The organism is Paenibacillus sp. FSL H8-0104 (assembly GCF_038050215.1).
In the GTDB taxonomy this organism is placed as follows: Bacteria; Bacillota; Bacilli; order Paenibacillales; family Paenibacillaceae; genus Paenibacillus; species Paenibacillus amylolyticus.
In genome coordinates, this window is record NZ_JBBOTC010000002.1 from 79,885 (window position 1) to 97,920 (window position 18,036).

The 18,036-nt window shown below is 44.0% G+C and carries 12 protein-coding genes and 1 tRNA gene; 7 read left to right on the forward strand and 6 right to left on the reverse strand.

Translation table 11 applies throughout. The features are described 5' to 3' along the window. Positions 1–2: 2 nt before the first annotated feature. From NST38_RS30930 to NST38_RS30950, 5 genes are all read right to left on the reverse strand, one after another. Positions 3–674 (reverse strand): hypothetical protein, encoded by a 672-nt coding sequence (locus NST38_RS30930; protein WP_341344355.1) that lies wholly within the window; start codon positions 672–674, stop codon positions 3–5. Between the two features lie 22 nt (positions 675–696). Then, positions 697–1,620 carry an SAF domain-containing protein gene (locus NST38_RS30935; RefSeq protein WP_341344356.1) on the reverse strand — a complete coding sequence of 308 codons (924 nt, stop codon included), beginning with the start codon at positions 1,618–1,620 and terminating at the stop codon, positions 697–699. Between the two features lie 584 nt (positions 1,621–2,204). Continuing rightward, entirely contained in the window at positions 2,205–2,807 is a 603-nt protein-coding gene (locus NST38_RS30940; protein ID WP_341344357.1) for a PBECR4 domain-containing protein, read from the reverse strand. A gap of 581 nt (positions 2,808–3,388) precedes the next feature. Beyond that, a tRNA-OTHER gene (locus NST38_RS30945) sits at positions 3,389–3,465 on the reverse strand. Positions 3,466–3,687: 222 nt separating this feature from the next. Next, complete coding sequence (locus tag NST38_RS30950) at positions 3,688–3,870, reverse strand: hypothetical protein (RefSeq protein ID WP_341344358.1); 183 nt, start codon at positions 3,868–3,870, stop codon at positions 3,688–3,690. A 319-nt stretch (positions 3,871–4,189) separates the two neighbouring features. On the opposite strand from NST38_RS30950, the gene NST38_RS30955 reads away from it, so the two are divergent. The 3 genes from NST38_RS30955 to NST38_RS30965 are packed head-to-tail and all read left to right on the forward strand — an operon-like array spanning position 4,190 to position 8,106. After that, positions 4,190–4,603 (forward strand): hypothetical protein, encoded by a 414-nt coding sequence (locus NST38_RS30955; protein WP_341344359.1) that lies wholly within the window; start codon positions 4,190–4,192, stop codon positions 4,601–4,603. 8 nt (positions 4,604–4,611) lie between these two features. Further along, entirely contained in the window at positions 4,612–5,757 is a 1,146-nt protein-coding gene (locus NST38_RS30960) for a hypothetical protein (protein WP_341344360.1), read from the forward strand. Positions 5,758–5,784: 27 nt separating this feature from the next. Further along, entirely contained in the window at positions 5,785–8,106 is a 2,322-nt protein-coding gene (locus NST38_RS30965) for a DNA topoisomerase (protein WP_341344361.1), read from the forward strand. A 66-nt stretch (positions 8,107–8,172) separates the two neighbouring features. On the opposite strand, the gene NST38_RS30970 is transcribed toward NST38_RS30965, so the two are convergent. Then, positions 8,173–8,880: a hypothetical protein gene (locus NST38_RS30970; protein WP_341344362.1), complete on the reverse strand. Its 708-nt coding sequence runs from the start codon at positions 8,878–8,880 to the stop codon at positions 8,173–8,175. A gap of 650 nt (positions 8,881–9,530) precedes the next feature. Between NST38_RS30970 and NST38_RS30975 the strand changes: the two genes are divergently transcribed. From NST38_RS30975 to NST38_RS30990, 4 genes are all read left to right on the forward strand, one after another. After that, positions 9,531–10,415, forward strand: a complete 885-nt coding sequence (locus NST38_RS30975) for a hypothetical protein (protein WP_341344363.1) — start codon at positions 9,531–9,533, stop codon at positions 10,413–10,415. A 33-nt stretch (positions 10,416–10,448) separates the two neighbouring features. Next, entirely contained in the window at positions 10,449–12,365 is a 1,917-nt protein-coding gene (locus tag NST38_RS30980; protein WP_341344364.1) for a hypothetical protein, read from the forward strand. 94 nt (positions 12,366–12,459) lie between these two features. Then, a complete protein-coding gene (locus tag NST38_RS30985; RefSeq protein WP_341344365.1) occupies positions 12,460–17,364 on the forward strand; it encodes a hypothetical protein in 4,905 nt (1,634 codons plus the stop codon). A 207-nt stretch (positions 17,365–17,571) separates the two neighbouring features. Further along, on the forward strand, positions 17,572–17,928 hold the full coding sequence (locus NST38_RS30990) for a hypothetical protein (protein ID WP_341344366.1): 357 nt from the start codon (positions 17,572–17,574) through the stop codon (positions 17,926–17,928). Positions 17,929–18,036: the final 108 nt, after the last annotated feature.

The window sequence follows — 18,036 nt, forward strand, 5'->3', positions numbered from 1 at the left end:
TGTTACTTCCTCCTTTCTGCCTGCTTATAAAGCTGGGCTGCGGTTTTAGCACTGATCCCATCGACGAGTTGAACAAGATCCGTTATCACATTTCGCATATCCGACGTTAACCGCTTCATATGAAGCTTGCCTGTATATTGATTGTTAATTTTCTGCATGCGATCCCGTTCATCCGCGCTGTATACAATGCTTTCTTCCCACATAACGGGGTAGCCAGCAAAGCGCTCATCAATATAAGCTTCACCTGGCTGCAGCGCATCTTCGATGAGCAATTTGTAAAAGGGAAGGGCATCTGGCGTTGCTAGATGCTTCGTAAAAGCTTCAATTAGATGCTCACCGCGAACAATCGATGTTTTATCCATACTCGTAACAAAGAAAAATCGATGCGTTGACCGGTAGATGGGCAAGCGCTTGGGATCGTCGATGTCGTAAATCACATGATCATACGCACCAAGTCGTTGCTGTTGTAATTCATCCTCGTTACCTGTAAAAACATCGAAGCCGTCATATGTGACGATACCCGGCTCGTCGTCGATTCTAGGGACTACATATTGATAATTTTGGTTCTTCGTAGCGTCCACGAGAAGAACACGGCGGGTTATCGACAGTACTTTTGCCAAATAAAACAGCAAGTCACTTTTCTCGTAATCGCCGATAAAATACGCTTTTTTCACCGTATCACCTCACGATCTTCACTTATGGAGTAGTAGTGCTTCCGTCATCTACGTACTGTTGATCAGGCGTTTGACCTTCCGTAAGCGGATTAGTTTGCGTATCCGGATTAATGGTAGATGCGTTTTGCTTGTTGTTGAGATACTTCTGAATTTGTTCTGGTGTCAACTCGTTCAAGTTGTTTTCAAGTTTCTGACGAAGCTTACGTTCTAATGCTGTGGTTGCCTTTTGAACGATGTTTGGATCGCTTTCGATTAGATCTAGAACTGCTTGGTTTGCTGGATATGTAACCTTGGCTGCTTGTTGAAGACCCGGTTCGACGTAACTCAGTGAGTAGATTGAGGCATCGTTCATCCATGCATCAACGATAGCTGAGGACATTCTAAGAATTTCTTCTTCCGTCATTGTGTGCCAAACGGTTCCGTTGTTCAGATCCTCAACTTGTTTCTTGGAAAGAACAATAAAATCTTCCCCGCTCGGGAATTTGACCCGGACGTCAACAAAATCGTCTTTCTGAAGCTTGGTCGGCAATTCAATTAAGCGGAATTCCTGGTTCCGCAAGTCTTGTGGTGTGATCCCGTCTTCATAAAACATCTCTTTGGTGATAGGGGTGCCGGCTGTAAGGGTGATCTTGATGACTTTACCGATTGCACTCTCGTCGACAACTGCATCAACAGGAACTCGGCTTGCATCGATCGATACGTTTTGAAGATCTTCAGCTCTGATTTTTGTATTGGCTTGGACGTCGTTGGCCAATCCGTAGACAATAGCTTGACTACTGGAAAGTTGAGCAATTTGAGCTTCGTATTGAGCTGTTTCTTGTGCATGTTGCTGATTCTGGTGATACACGTAGAATCCGCCGAATCCCGCTAAAGGGACAAAAATAATAGCCGCCCCAATGATGGCAGGGACGAGCTGTTTGTTCTTACGCAAGCGAATTTTCGCCATTTGCTTTCTCCCTTCAATCGTGTATGGTTATTTCCACGATCTTATGATTCTTAAGTCGTAGTCCGATAAACATAAGGGTTCTGCGACCAATTTTTTGGTTCAATATTTCTTTGATTTATACTTTAAATTATTTAAACTCCCCTCTACACACAATGATTTTTAACTTTTATTAGTTTATATCAATTCATCAACTTAGTAAATGAGGGTTTGTTGCACAATGTTACATTTCTCAGGTTTTGGGTGATTAAGTTGTTAAACAAAAAGCACCTAACGCCAAAGAAAAAGATTTAGGTGATTCAAAAGTCTCATTTACCAACTACACACCTATATAGTGATAGTTGGTGGAGAGGGGGAACCCATCTTCGAAATATAAAAAATAAACGCCTCTCCATTAGTTGGAGAGGCGTTTTCTAAGTAAGAAGCAGCTTATTTATGAGCTGCTTCTTTTTGTTTACTGATCAAAATGGTTTTAAAGAAGACGGAATACAAACCTCGGATGCAATTTTCCTAAAAATGGCCTAAAAGAGCGAAGGGCGCTCTAATTTGAGCGCCCTTCGCTGTGTGAGAATAACGATTGTTATAAACTATTTTATTGCTCTTTTAATGGAAACTACACGAAGTGAGGGTTGACCATCAATATGTTTGGTTCCATAGCGAGGAGGTGTCTTACCTTCCTCGAGAATTGTCCGTGGACACCACGTTTTAAGCTCGGTTTCTCGTCTTTTGGATATTCCAAGATGTACAATTGCGTTATCAAAACTGCCGTATATAAGCAGTTCCGCCCCTAATTTATTAAATTTAATCATTGATGTATCGGATGTAAGGATGCGAGGAAGAGCAAGGAAATAAATCCATTTCCCTTTCAAACTATTAAAATTCGGTTTACCTGCGCGAGACCTCATATGTTCTCGATTAATAGTTCCGTTTTTAATGTTTTTCCACCCTTCAAGACCTCGATATTGAGCAAGATTACCTACTTTTCCTTCGACCATTTTTTCTAATCCTAATAGATGGCTGAAGTTATCTTTTTCAAAATGCAGCTTAACTGGATCATGATTCTCCAGTTCATATGTAAACATATAAGGGAGGAGATGCTGCTCATAAAGCTGCTGAAGAACTTGTAAGCTAATGTCTGCAATGACTGGTTTAGTCATTCGAGTAACTAATTCTTCCATCGTTAGTGTCATAGAATCATTGTCTCCTTGCACAAAAAAAGGCTCTGATGTGGAAACATCAGAGCCATCTTATTAAGATCATGGGTAGCAAAAGGTCGGTAAACACGGAGATTATGGTCCCCCCGGCGGGGAACACCACGCTACCCTGTGGTGCGAATCGTCGTTGACGATTCCATTATTATAATATTCCCTAAATGCTAAAATTATATCATGAGACAACTAAAAGGTCGGTAAACACGGAGATTATGGTCCCTCCGGCAGGGAACACCATGTTGCCTATGGTGCGAGCTTTCGCTCCACATCTTCTTTTTTATCTTACTTATATAGTATACATGATGTTGTTTGTTTGTTCAATTAAAAGTATACCTAAGGGATCGCATGCATTTCTGCAACGATTCGCTATTATCCTTAAGGGTTTAGCCTAAAGAGACATTCAGGTTGAATTCAAGGATTTTTCGTTTGTGAGCTAAAGACGAGAGCTGCTTTCACCGCTAAGCGATACGCCGGGTCTACATGCCATAATTCTGTTGAGAGACAGAATTATGCCGAATGCTTAAAGGTTCTCAGGCTTTAAGGTATTCGAACCGCACTTACCGACGCAACGGGATTCGAACCCGTGGCTGCTCCCCGCTTTAACTCACAAACGCTCTTGGTTCACCATCACACGTCAAATTGGCGACCATGTGTCGCGTGGATTATATTTTCTCAATGATTTTCTCAATGTAATCATGTTAGACAAGTCGACGCGGCTCTCCATTGAACCATAATAACAAAGGAGCCTTTCGCATGATTGAATGATTCCCCTTAACTTATTTTGCAATACGAATAAGTTTTTGAAAAAATCGAGTCATCCGACGATAATCAGGGATGACTCGATCTACTACATTAAGGTTTACTTGCCTTCGGTCACGTAATAACGTTCTTCTGCTTGGACACGGTTAATGCGTAAGTGTTTGCAGATCGCTTTGTATCCTGCTGTGAAGATGTTTACGGAACTTTCCTCCGTGTGTTCAAACTGAAGCACCACATTATCAGTGATACTGCTTCGAACCTCTACGATTTTCTTCTTTGTCATTAAAATCCACTCCTTGTATAAAATTTGGTCTGAGATCGAATTGATTTTGTCTCAATCCTTCACTTGTTTTACCGGCGGCGATCAAGCCGCTTTTTTTGGTTTCTCATTTGACACAATCAATAGCCCGACTGCGTCTTGTGGCAAGCGGTCACTCGGTCTTTATATCTTTTGAATTGAGAAGAGAATAAATTTCTTTGATATGTATGACAAAAGTTAACAAAAACCTTGTACACAAAGTGTTTTGGAGTATATAATTGTACATACATCAACGAAATATAGAATTAAAATTGATGATTTATGGACAACGAGAGGTGTAGGTATGAGTGAAGATCAGGGGAAGATCCAGGATGTACATATAGCGACCAGCAAGAAAGAGAAGCACACCAGTCCAGTGAAGGAAACAAAAACAGCGAGACAATCGATGCGTCTTCTGGAAGAAGACAAAGCGTTTATCGAGTATTGGACGAAGATGTTTAAGTTTGATTCAACTACAGATTTCATGATAAGAGCAGCGCAACATTATGTTGCTTGGAGGAATCAGGACTACGATTTGCCGACAGCGGAAATGCAGCGGCTTAATCAATTGATTGATGCGATGGAAAATATGGTTTCGAGTAACGAGAGGTTGGCAAATACCGTGACAAACGGATTTGATGCGATGATAGGCATCATGCGTGGAGACAATTATCTCATTGAACCAGAGAACGGGGATCTCGTAGACGAAAGGGGGTAGCTTGCAACATGTCAGAGTTTGACTTTGATTTTAGTCGTGAACTCCAAAATATGCGGGGTTCGGGGAACTCGCCGGCACCGAAAAAACCAAAAGAACCACCAGTGAATGTACTAAAGCCGCATGTAGAGCCTCAGAAAGGTCAGGTTCAAGGGAATAGCGGCTCAGCAGCTGCATCACCGTTGCCAAGTGCACCTCCAGTGCAGGCTCCGGCACCAGAGCCAATAACTGAGAAGCCGGTTCCATCTGAACATGCGACAACCCCGGTGCCACTTTCTGACGGACCTGAAATAGAGATGAAGCAGGCTCACAACGAAAATCAGAGTGGAAGTGATGGATCGGTTCAGAAAACGAATGGGCATCCGATCAAGTGGAAGCAGTTTAAAACGTTACCTGGTGTGTTTGAACATGTTGGGGGAGATCGTCCTGTAGTGCTTAATGACAACATTAAAAGGCTACAGGTTTCGGGCGTGCCGGAACCCATGGTCACGATCATACAAGAATTGCTCAAAAAGCGGCATCTTGGAGCTGTGATTGATTTCCCCTGGGGAACGTATGAGATTGAAGCGACGAACAAGGTATTCACGACCAAAACGTCATTTTTCCGGTATTTGCTGTTTGATTCGCTCCGGGATGAAGCTGGTACGCATGTTCAGTATGCGTTTCAATGGTTTGCTCTGCAGTATCCGTCTTCATTTTTATCGGATTTCAAACCGAAACGTGATATGAACCCTAGCAGTGATGAGCTTGATGTCTATGCCCTCTTAGCCGTGGCACATTCTGCTGAACCAGAGCGTGCTGCCTTAGCAGAGAACAAAGGGGGCTTTGATCGTGAAGCGATGGATCGGCTCGCAATGCTGAATGCGAATGTGGATCGTGTGCTCACCAAGCTGACAGCGCAGGAACAGAAAATGCAAGAAAATTCAGAACGAAGTGATATTGTTCAAACCATTATGCTACTCGAACGGATGGGGATGCTTGACGGGTCACTCCCTCGTGGCATCGGTGAGTTTATTCGAATGCTGGAAGTAAACCGGGATGTGATCGGACAAACGACCGGTGCCGTCGATAAACATATGGAAGCAGAGCAGGAACGAAAAAAGACGTTGCTTCGAGATGAACGGATGCGGCAGTATCACAACAGTAGACGCGGCTGAACTTGTTAAGGAAGGAATGGACAATGAATGACGTATTTATTACTTGCGGAAAAACCAAGTGCGGCTAAGAACTTTGCAAAAGCGTTCGGTGGAATGAGTGGTACGTTTAACGGTAAGCCGTATAAAGTACAAACGCTTTATGGTCACATGTTAGAATTCGTTGAACCTCATGAAATGGTAAATGGGGACGATGCAAAAGAACGATTCCGACAATGGACTCCGGAAACGATGCCTTGGGACCCCTCGGAGCTGACGTGGAAGAAGCAAGCACAGGTGACGACGGACGCCAAAGGGAAAAAGTCGTCTAAAGCCAAAGCGATCGCCGATGTAGCAGCTGCAGCAAAGGGCGTGAGTGCGATTGTCATTGCGACAGATAAAGATCCCTCCGGGGAAGGACAGCTTATCGGATGGGAAGTCATTCAGGCGATACGATGGAAAGGACCGGTAAAGCGCCTATATTTTATCGATGAATCTGAAAAAGAACTACAAAAGGGCTTCACGAACATTCAGGACTTGCCTTCATATAATCAAGATGGTGAGTATGTGAAGGCCGATGTACGGAGTAGGTGGGACTATTTGAGCCTGCAGCTTACACGACTTTCCACACATGCGGCCCGAACTCAAGGTTACCATGTTGTCGTCCGGCAGGGCCGCTTGAAATCCGTTATGACTAAACTTGTTGCCGACCAGATTGCGCTAGTTCAAGCATATAAGAAGAAGCCATTCTATGAAGTTAAATATAGAGACAACAATGAGAACGTTTTTTCTCGGACGTTCGACGAAGATCGTGATCAGTTCCGTTTTGAAAAGAAGGCAGATGCGGAAGCGGATGCAAAGAAATATGGCCCATCAAAGGTCGTGCAAGATAGCGTGACCCGCAAGGAAACGCCTCCAGGCAAATTGCTTGACCTCGGGGGACTGGCATCGATTCTCGGTGCACAGGGTTTCAAGCCGAAGGAAGTGCTTGCGACGTATCAGAAAATGTACGAAGCGAAGATTGTCAGTTATCCGCGTACGGAAGACAAGTTTATCTCTACAGAGCAGTTTAAAGAGATGTTACCACTAGTGTCTAAAATTGCAGCTGTTGTTGGGGCTGATGCTAAGCTTCTGACACATCGCAGCATCCGTAAGACGCATGTGAAAGATGGTGGGGCCCACGGAGCGAACCGTCCAGGGCTAACCGTTCCTAAATCGCTTGCAGATCTAAAAGCTTTTGGGCCGAGTGCTATGGTGATCTATGAAACGTTAGCAAAGAACTTTCTTGCGATGTTCGGTGAGAATTACATATACGATTCAATTAAGGGTCACATTGAAAAGTATCCAGAGTTCACAGCGACAATTAGTGTTCCTGTTTCTCTTGGATTCAAGGCCATCTTCGATGCAGATAAAGAAACGGCAGATGATGAGCAAATTGGCGATCAATTGAGCAAGGGACTTGGCCAATCTGCAGATCGGTTTGTTTTTGAAGGTGTAAATAAGAAACCGCCGCATCCTACGCACAAGTGGCTAGAGAAGCAGCTGAGCAGATACGAAGTCGGCACGGGTGCAACGCGTGTAAGTACCCTTTCTGAAGTAACGACGGGCAAGACGGCTCTTCTTACCGATACGCGAGGTAAACTTGACCTGACGACAATTGGTCAAATTGCCGCAGTTATGCTGGATGGTTCCATGATTGGAGATCCGGCAATTACGGAAAAGTTATTCAACGCGATGAAAGCTGCTGGCCAGTTCAAAATGAAACCAGAAGCGGTGCTACATTCGGCTACTCAGGTAATTACGCACGATAAAGAAGTCTTTTACCGGAATGCGCATAGACTTCATAGTGAAATAGGGGCGCCTGACCCTATCGTCCAGAAGGAGAAAGTGGAAGGTGTTTACGTTCCGATGGGCGAAAAAGTGATTTTCAACCGAGAGTGGAATGGATATGTGTTTTCTGATCTGGAAGTCCAAAAGCTTCTACGGGGTGAAATAATTACAATTGAAGGGAAGCATCCGACCTCGGGGAAACCATATCGGACCGAAGGTAAGCTTGGACAAGATAAGTACAAAGGAAACAAATTTTGGGGATTCAAGAGAATTGAAGCGGAAGCGTATACGGCCCAAACGGCTCCGTTCCCACTTGAATGGTCGGGGTATACATTCAAGGCAGACGATCAACTCCGTTTACGGGCTGGAGAGAAGATTAAGATTAAAGCAATCAGTAAAGCGAAAAAGCCTTTTGAGGCGGAGGTAACGTTTGGAGTGGAAACATTCAAGGGTGTAACGTCTTGGAAAATCAAGCCACACTTTAAAGAGGGACCGAAGATTGCAGCGCCGAAGGGAATACAAAAATCGCGGCCAAAATCATAAGAGCACTGCTAAGTAGATAACAAAAACGACCTACTCGATTGATTTGGGTAAGGTCGTTTTTGTGCTTTATATCTTATTCATCCGTCTGCCGGACATAACCCAACGATCGGAGGAGAGGAGGCGAACTTGCTCTTTAAATAGACATGGATTCATCGGTGTAGGGTCCTTAACTTCGATTCCAAAAATGGTGAACCAACGTTGATAAGTACGGTACAGCAGTTCTAGAGGGATCATATCCCAATTGTATATTTCCTCAAAGTTACTCCAAAAATCCGAGAGGGTGTCTTTGTTATTCCCGTTTCGATAGGGGGTGGGTAGTATCATTTCTGGCGCGTGAATTCGTATGTATCGAAATACTTTTGAGTCGTCTGGTGTTCTATGATTTGGCGTGATTAGGAGCGTAGCCTGATGGATGAATTGTTTGTCTGTTAGGTATTCACCGATTCGTTTTGAAGTCGTCTCCCAGATGCCTTCCTGTCCTTCGATACGAATGCCAAGAGCATCCTGTTCGGATGGCATGACCATCCGTTTGAATGAGAACAAGTGCATAAGTGTTGCAGCAATTTCATCAAAGGAAAGCTTTGTTGGAGGATATCCTCGGCGGTGTATAGGATCAAGATATTTACGATTTTTTAATTTTGCATCGAGCAGGGAGGGACCCCATTCGCTCAAGAACGAATTTGTTACGAGTTGAGGCTTGGGATACTGCTCGAAGAATTCATGCAGCCAGGATGGTATGCCAGGTGTGCTTGGCGCTTCAATCATGGTGTTCATGTTGATTCCTCCTTTGATATAAATGCGTAGGTAACAAACGATGTATGTTAAGTATCTAGCATTTCTTGTTATGTAGGATTGGCCCGACTATTATATCATAAAATATAGTTCAAATGAATTATAAATATAAATCAAAAGACTGTATACACAAATGATTTAAGTAAAATAGTAATAGTTTTATATGTTTTTAATGAAAGGTTTGTTTTCTTTATTGAATGCTGATGCGATCACTAAGAGTTCACTGAATGAGGGGTGTACATAAGTAGATCAACTCCAAATAGTTATATGAACTGCCGTTAAGTTAACCCTGGAGTTGATGATCCTGTCATGAATAGATGATGACTTTCTTTAATTGTTGTTCTCAAGGATGGGGTATTACGGTTTGAAAGATTTAGGAGTTGAAATCGATCGCGAATCTCAACAAAAAACTTAATTTTATGAACAAATTTCATTCCTTGGTTGTTGTCAACTTCATATGTGGAACATAAACGATATCTTAGTGCAAATTGTTTAAATTCATCTTTGAAATGAACTCAATAATATTGATTACTCAGTGTTTTTATATGATATAATCAATATTATGATCGAAGTAGGGGTGTTGAATAACTTTGATTTTTCCTTGATAATTTCATAGAAAAGAGGGGGCTGCTGTGGCAAAAAAAAGCTTCAAAATCCCGACGACGTTAGATGCTACATACTTTGATATGGAGTTCAATCTGCAATCGAAAAATGGGGTCGGTATCAATAAACCAGTATCCGCTAAAATTATTCTATCCGTCTTGCTTTCTGGGTTTGGCTGGTTCTATTTAGTCGCTCAAACATTCATCGGTAGAGGTGGAATCCCTGTAATTCTTGGCTTCACGATCTCGTGGGCAATTTTGTCGTTTTTGCTGATTAAAGCAGACAAGACGAATCGAATGGGCATAGAATTGATTTTTTCAATGCTTAACTACCTGCCTAAAAGTGGTCGATATGTTCCAGTACGTATGAGTGACTCCGTGTATAAGCTACAAGAACTACTTAATATCAATGATGTCGATCCCGAAGATGGGTTGATCCATTATAAGGATGGACAGATTGGTCACGTTTATCACATTGTGGGTTCTGCTTCTGCTTTGATGTTTGAACAGGACACGCAGAGAGTCTTAGACAAAGTGGACAGTTTTTACCGAAAGTTAACGGTGGGTGTTGAAGTGATTTATGACACCGTAAAAGAAGGGCATGTGGTTGATGAACAGTTAGAAGCGGTAGAGGAGCTTAGAGCAAATTTGAAGATCAAATCCAAGGGGCTCATGGCCCTGCTTAATGAGCAACGTGACATTTTGAAGTATGCGATTAATGACCAGCAAGGTTTAACGTCGCTTCATCAATATTTGATCGTTCGTGCACCGAATGAAGCTGCTCTAACGGAGTTCGAAAACTTGCTAATCGGTGATGTAGAAAACGATGGGTTAATGTTCCGGCTCGCGAAGACGCTTAGTTATGAAGAAGTGGAACGTTATTTCGGTTCAATTATAAAAGCAAATCATTCGTAGGTAGCGGAAAACCGGATGAAAGGAGGAAGCTCGTTGAGTAATGCGCCAGCACGGGGATTAAGCAGTGTCATGAAGAAAAAGAAAAGACAAGAAGGCGAACAGAAAAATAAAAAAACTATTAGTTCAATGATTCGTGATTTTCCGTTTTTTAAAGCAATCAAGCCAAAAGCGAAGTTTGTGTTTAAATCGGATTATTTTCAAATTGATAATTCGTATGCCACGATATTGACGATTTTACATCAAAGCGGTGCAGATGATGCGCTTAATTATTATTGGGGTATCCATCTCATTCCGCGAAATCTCGATAATGACGTCAGTGTCCGGCGGTTTGAACACGTTGGACGTATGAGTGAATCGTGGATCGGCCAACATCAAGGTCGTGCTGAAGGGTTCCTCAATAACCAAGCGGGTGAAACCCAAAAAAATGGGTCGTTTACATCTAAACAAAAGCTGAGTAAAAAGCAGCAGCAGCTCGTTGAGGTAGCGACAGATTTAATGAATGGGTCGAGTTATCTACGGGTGGCATTTCGATTAATGATCAAGGCGCCGACCCTGGAAAAGCTTGATGATGCAGTCAATAAAATCAATCGACAGTATAAAGACCGATTTGAGACGGTCTCAGCAGCGCCATATACCGGTGAACAAAAGCGTGAGTTATCAAACCTGTTTGGAAAAGTAGAGAACAAAATGGGTCGAAATTTTATGTTCACCTCTCGTGAGTTTGCTGGCAGTTATAGTTTAGTCACGCGTGGAATTGAAGATCCGGATGGCGAATATGTCGGGCAAATGGAAGGTGACGTAAATAACTCGGCCGTTATTCTGAACGTGGACAGATATGATTCTCACGTGGTCATTGCTGGAAGGGGAGAGGCCAAGACGCTTTCCGATTGGCCTTTTGAGGGGCAAAAAGGCGTCGATGTGTGGGGAGCAAAACTGGGTATGAGTGCTTTGGTCCGAAATCGACGAGTTGTTCATTTAGTGTTGAACGGAGCAAAGGTTTCAGCCATCGGCCGAGATCTATCAGATATCACTTCAAATGTCGACATGACACGAGGGGATATTAACCCCTTTGAATTGTTTGGACCTGTTGAAGATGAACCAACGATATTTGCGGCGCATCTCTTGAAATTAAAATTAATGATTCAGATGCTACAGAAAATGCCTGAAGATCAAGTGGGCCGTATAGAAGGTCAATTAGATGAAGCGTTGACCCAATTTTACGTCGATAAACGGATGTGGCATAGAAATGCGATGGAAAACCGGGATAAGCTACGATTGGTTGGGATACCCCACCAAGAAGTTCCGAGACTCCCTGAATTTTTAGCGTATTTGAACTCTGGTTATCAAGGTCAGGTATATGCCGATAAGAATGATCCGGCTGTATTGAATGCGTATGGAACGCTCACAACGGCATTTAAAGGCATGCTCGATACGAATGGTGATTTGTTTAATACGACGACATCAAAGGTGATCGACAGGGCTGCTGTCTCCAGCCGAGTGGTTTATGATTTTAGTTCTCTGCTGAGACGAGGACGTGGAGTCATGATGGCCCAATTCGTAAACGCGCTAGGTTATTCGGTAGGGAATCTTTCTACGGGAGATGTCGTTCTACTACATGGTGTCGATCAATTGGACGAAAGTGTCAAGGATTACGTCAGTGAACAATTCAGGCAACTCCATGATAATGGTGTTCGGGTTGTCTACATCTATGCATCAATTGATCGTATGATTCAAGATCGAGCATTCAATCAGTTTGATAGTGCAGATTACACTCTTCTTGGTGGCATGTCGAAGTCCACGATAGTTGATTATGAAGAAGCTATGAAACATGAAGTGCCAAGTGACCTCAAGGTGCTTTTGGAACACAAGGAGCGAACTCGATATTATTTACGCCGGGGATTCGATAACATTGTGTTCGCCAATGATATTCAAATGGGTTTTGAACAATAAAAGTTAGATTCTTAGATGTAAAAGAACGTGTAGCAATTTAGCATGCGATTGCTCCATATATCGAGAAAGAAAGGGGGCAAGGAGATTGAGAGGTATGCGATTGAGATTTTTAGGGCGAACGACCGGACGTGTAGCGCTCTTAGGCGTCATGAGTCTTTTGCTAGCTCTTTCGATTATCATTCCGGTAAGCAACGTGCTTGCCGCAAATGATGGAGTGTCCGATTTATCGCTGTACCAGCGAGGTAGTGAGCTAACGCGTGAATTTGCGACGGCGCTTGCGCCGGGATCTGAAACCAAGCACATGTATATGCTTGAAGCCAACGGAACCACGGACCTGTTACCAGCAGGTAATGCTGGGGGATTGCTCGGTTACGCTGAGATTCTATCAGATGATACAGGAATAAAAGGCTGGCTGATGAGTACGTTTACTGCAGCTTCAGCAACGATTACATACGATCAGTTGATGAACGTCGTGAATAACGGCGGAGACACGATTTATCATGCAGGGTTAAATAATCCATTCTTTCAGTACGCGGGTTATGGGGAAGTGCTAACGGAAATGGGTTTAATTACGACAGTCCGACCAGGGCTTGCATCGATGGGCCGATTACTGGCATCGGGAATTATGCTGTTCGTGTATCTTCTGGCGAATGCCGCACCATTTTTATTCCGCGCCGCGCTCATGCTGTTAAGTGCATTAAATCCATTTAAGCTTTTTGAAACGGCAATCAATGGGACGGCGAGTGCAGATCTAGGTATTCTGTCAGGTGCTGCGGAATACGTCGGATCAATATACACAACGGTTCAAGATTTTTCGATTATGATATTGTTTCCAATGCTTTTGATTCTAACGGCCTTTAGTGTATTGGTCTTTAACCAAAAGGGTTCAGTGTTGAAAAAGTTCGGCCGTTATGGTGTCCGTATATTTATGCTTTTTGCAGGCCTTCCGCTGATCGGTGCCAGTTATACGGGTGTCGTCGAAGATTTGAACAATAAAGTCGCGGTCGGTTCTGAATATGCAGATTATCTAGTGTTGTCCTCCTATGTTGATTTCGAAAACTGGGTGAAGTACTCCCGTTTGGCACCCCCAGAAGGAAGTGGGATTCACAATCCCCGCTACGAAGAAGATGAGCGGAGAACGTTGAGCAACCGGAAGCTTATTTTGGAGATCAATGGAACGAGGGCGGCCAATACAAGAGCTGAAGAACTGAAAAATCGGTATTCAGGTACATCCAATATCAGTGAAATTTTTAAAGAAGGCGGCGCTCAAACGGACGTAGATACGCCTACATCAACGATTCCGGGAATGCCGCCCGGTGCTCCAGGTACACCTGCACCGGGAGAGTTGAATCGAGGTTCGTTTTCAAAGGTATATAGTATGTTAAGCCGCCATATGTTTAGCGCCCTCTACACAGGTAGTGACTATGACGGTGAGGTCGCCGGCCAGATACAAAAGATGCGTGCGGCGAATCCGTCCGAAGCAAATGATCAAGAAATCGCACACATGTATTCCCTCTCAGCCAGCGACAGCCGGACGTGGAGTTCTAAACTAAATCCTTGGAGTAATAATCCGGATTGGTTGGAACCGATCTATTGGAATGGTCAAAACAACAATGTTCTTGATAGTGCTAAGGGGCTGTTCACGAAAGGTGCAGCCAAGTATCCTTTGTTTCAGTTCGGTATCTATAGTTACAACATCTATAATTCAGGTAATTTGCAGTACAGCGCGGACAAAGGTTATTATGCGCCAGACATGGATTCGATCGTAACCAAAAAAGTAGCCCCAATTGGTAGAGATTCGAGCGCGGTAGGTGGTCTGTCACCAATTGCAATGTACAATTTCTTGAATACGACATTTTCTAATACGGGTTTGACTGTGTATTCGCCTTCTAAATCATCAAGTGATTTATCTCGTGACTCGTACGCAGCTGTTGCATTTGGTGGTTCGGGCATGGCTTCGTTTACAAGGTGGATCGAAAACGTAACCGTAATGCTTAGCTTAGCGATTCTTTCGATCATGTACGGTATCGCCATGATCAGTATAGCGATGAAGAGCATTCCGCGTATTCTCTCTGGTGTATTTGGAACAGCACTCGGTTCAATAGCGTTTATAACAAAATTACTTATTTCTACCGCAGTGTTGGTTGCTCAGATTATTGCCATGATATTCTTTTATGCACTGAGCGAAAACTTGATTATGACGATTCTCCTCAATTTTAGTGATCTCATTGATGCAGGAGGTACATTCTTCGGTTCAGGAGTCATTTTCGACTTTGTCGGTAGTTTCCTAACCATTGCAATTACGGCAGGTGTTACTTTCTTCATGATTAAGAACAAAACCGTGTTTAATCAAATGATGGAAGAAGTTGTGTCTGGTGCGATTAATCGTATGATGGGAGCACTCGATACTGGAACCGGAGGTAAAGGTCTCGACTTGGGGCAGATGACCAACGGTCGTGTCGGTGGTGATGGACGACTCACGCAGGATGCCAAAAATGCGGATAAAAGTGGAGTGGCTGGTCTTTTGAGTGCGGCTCACGGTGTTGAATCCAGACGAGAAAACCTTGGCCAAGAATTGAATAAGGAAGACGGATCACCTAGAGATAAAATTAAAGCTCGTCTGAAGACAGCTAAAGACCTAGCTGGTGCGAAAGGGAAGGACATGGCCAAGGGCCTACTCGGCATTGATGGTGAATCATATGCGCGGGAATTGCAGGCTAAGGAAGCTGGGATTAATGCGCTGCCGTACAGTAAAAATGCAGAGGATAAATATGATGAAGAACATAGCAAACTCGGTGGTCTATCACCGGAAACGACTAAAAATGGTCAATTGATCGATGAAAACGGGGAAATTGTCCAGGATGCTCAAGGACATGCTTTGGATCGCGAAGGCAATCCGATCAGCGCGATGTCTCCGCTAGATGTGATTGGTGCGAGAGCAATGGTAGCGGATGACGGCTCACTCATGGATAGCCAGGGGAATACGTACAGAGATGAAGCGGGGAATGCATTCCGTCAGAATGAAAAAGGTCAACTTGTTAATCAGAATGGTGCGTTCGTAGCACTGGGCAAAGACGGTGTACTTACTCCTATCACAGACGTTCCTGGTGGAAACGGTAAGCCGGTATCCGCCTCAAAAGAAGCGAAAAAGCTGGATAAAATGCGTTTCAACGCTGAGAATTTTGCTGCAATGAAAGCTCAGCAAGATGCTACACATTTCGGTATGGACAAAGATGGGAATGTTGTCGGTACAGATGGCGCAGTGTTGAAACACCGGACGGGTAATAGTACGGTGCCGGTTGCCCTTGATGAAAAAGGATTCGTGACGGATCGAAATGGTAACCGTGTAGCTGCTTCAGCGATTGTCGGAGCTGTTGATGCTCGAGGTTTTGAACAAGTCACGGACCCAGAATCTGGACAGACTCACTTGCGGCATAAAGGGGATGCAGCGATCCGATCTGCAGCTACAGTAAATGGACCTGCAGCAGGTGGCGCTCAAAACTTGACGGCCCTGGCGAAGCAATCGAATCGAGCGAATGAAATCGCTCAGCGAGCAAATGCGCGAGTGGAAGAAATGAAGAAAAGTGGTGCTTCGCCGTATGCAGTAATGCAGGCACAACGATTTGCTGATAAAGCAGGTAAAGACGCTAAAGTAGCTCAGGGGGCATTTAATAAAGCGATGGAAAGCAGTAGCACAATGTCCCCTGCTGCTGCGCAATCCGCTCCTGTTACACGTGTGACTAAAGATCATGTGGCCAGCGCAGCGCGCTATGTGAGCGAACAACAAGGAGCGCTTCAAAAAGAAGTAAGTCAGCTGAATCAATTGCAAGCACAGGGGGCTCCGGCGAAAGAAATCACACGTCAACAGCAACGAATTGATAAACAGCGTCAAGCGGTACAAAGAGCTGTATCAGCTCAGCAAGATGTGAAAACAGCTCAAGCGGTGGGCCGTTCATTCGGTGAAGTCAGCGGTGCAAGAAACCGAGTTGACAAAGCATCGAAGGTCTTCATGAATGCTCAAGCTGCTCATGCTGAGGCTGTTGCAGCCAAAGCACCACAAGAAGTAATTGCAAAGCAAGAAAAGCGGCTTAACAAAGCTTCGAGAGTCTTGTCCGATTCGCAGCGTAACTTAGATCGTGTGTCTCAGGCACCTAGCGGTACGCCTGCACAGATCGACCAGGCTACAGCGAGGTTTGAACATACTCAGGTACTGTATAAGAATGCCCAGCGCCAGTTGGAACACCTCGTTCAAAGTGGTGCTGCAGAGAATGAGATAAAAGTTGCTCAGCGTCAACAAGCGCGAGCGAAGCGGGCTGAATCAAAAGCGTACGCGGAAAAGTTGAATGTAACGAGTCCAGCGGGATGGAATAACATGCAATCCCCAACGGTCCAAGCGACGCCTAAAGTAACGGCAAATAAGAGCTTCACGGAACTAGCTTCTTCTGGAATCAATAACTACAGTGATTATAGCCGGGAGGTAACGAAACAATCGTCAGCGATAAGACAAAGCCAATCCAAGCTGAAACAAGCTCAGCAACGTTTGGCATCGCTACGTGGTGAGTCCCGTTCACCGCTTCAAATCGAGCATGCACAAGCTGAAATTACTGGACTGCAGACATTGATAAAAAATGCGCAAGGTAAAATGGGGCATCTAATGAATCATGCGCACGGACTGCTGAAAACGGGCGACTTCCAGCCAGTAGTCGCAAGTCGTCCAATTCGTAAGGATGGCGCATCGATCATTAATCAATTGGTTAATTTGAGTCACACACAAGCTTTGCATGATCGACTTGCCCATCAGGATAAAGCAGGCACAATTACACAATCTGGACGTAAGCAGCTTGAAACATTGAGCGATCGGCTTTCGAACATGCGGAAGGGTTTGGTCGGAGCAGGTATTCGCGAAGATGCGCTTCGGGATCGGGCTCGAATTGTGGAGAGTACAAAGCAAATGCAGCAATCGTGGGAAGCGTTTATCCACGGTAAAAGCATGGAGTAAATTAGATACCAATGGATAGTCCTTAGTAAGGAAGATTGTGCGATTTGTTAACCTAAGCATGCACGTTGTTACCCAAATCGTATTGTCTTCCCAAAAGGGCTATGTTATAATGATTCCGTTATTAAATCGCTGTATGCTCAGCGATTTGTACATAATTACGAAATTTATTTATTCATATTTGATCAGTGAAAGAGGGGCAAATGGGTGATGCTTTTGAATGAGGTCGTTTTTTTGACAGGTGATTGGGACCTGGGGAGTTTTCTAGCCAACGCCAGAACTGCCCTAACAGGTTGGGCTGGTTTAGCGGTTGCTCTCATCGGGATAGTGTGTATTTTTATATCGATTTGGCAAATTGCATCTGGGCTGATGTCTCATGGGAAAAAGCAGACGAACTGGGCCATTTCAATTATTCTGCTGCTCTTGGGTGGCGTGTTAGTAGCGGATCAAGCTTTTGACTTTGTTCAGGGGATTGCCGGCGGCGGAAAGAAAACGATCACGGATTTGGGCGGTACTGGCGGCGCCATTATGTTGTTTGAGTATTCGAAGTTTTACTTCTTCAAGTAATATTTCAATATTCGCTACCAAAATGAAAGAGAGCGGATTATTCGCTCTCTTTTTTTGGTTAAACGAGCAAAGGAATATGTTTTTATATTATTTAATTTGCAATTACTC

Bases quoted from the DNA above. Each gene is read 5' to 3' on its own strand.
- NST38_RS30935 (WP_341344356.1), bottom strand. From the start codon at position 1,620: ATGGCGAAAATTCGCTTGCGTAAGAACAAACAGCTCGTCCCTGCCATC.
- NST38_RS30940 (WP_341344357.1), bottom strand. From the start codon at position 2,807: ATGACACTAACGATGGAAGAATTAGTTACTCGAATGACTAAACCAGTC.
- NST38_RS30950 (WP_341344358.1), bottom strand. From the start codon at position 3,870: ATGACAAAGAAGAAAATCGTAGAGGTTCGAAGCAGTATCACTGATAAT.
- NST38_RS30955 (WP_341344359.1), top strand. From the start codon at position 4,190: ATGAGTGAAGATCAGGGGAAGATCCAGGATGTACATATAGCGACCAGC.
- NST38_RS30960 (WP_341344360.1), top strand. From the start codon at position 4,612: ATGTCAGAGTTTGACTTTGATTTTAGTCGTGAACTCCAAAATATGCGG.
- NST38_RS30965 (WP_341344361.1), top strand. From the start codon at position 5,785: ATGACGTATTTATTACTTGCGGAAAAACCAAGTGCGGCTAAGAACTTT.
- NST38_RS30970 (WP_341344362.1), bottom strand. From the start codon at position 8,880: ATGAACACCATGATTGAAGCGCCAAGCACACCTGGCATACCATCCTGG.
- NST38_RS30985 (WP_341344365.1), top strand. From the start codon at position 12,460: ATGCGATTGAGATTTTTAGGGCGAACGACCGGACGTGTAGCGCTCTTA.
- NST38_RS30990 (WP_341344366.1), top strand. From the start codon at position 17,572: ATGCTTTTGAATGAGGTCGTTTTTTTGACAGGTGATTGGGACCTGGGG.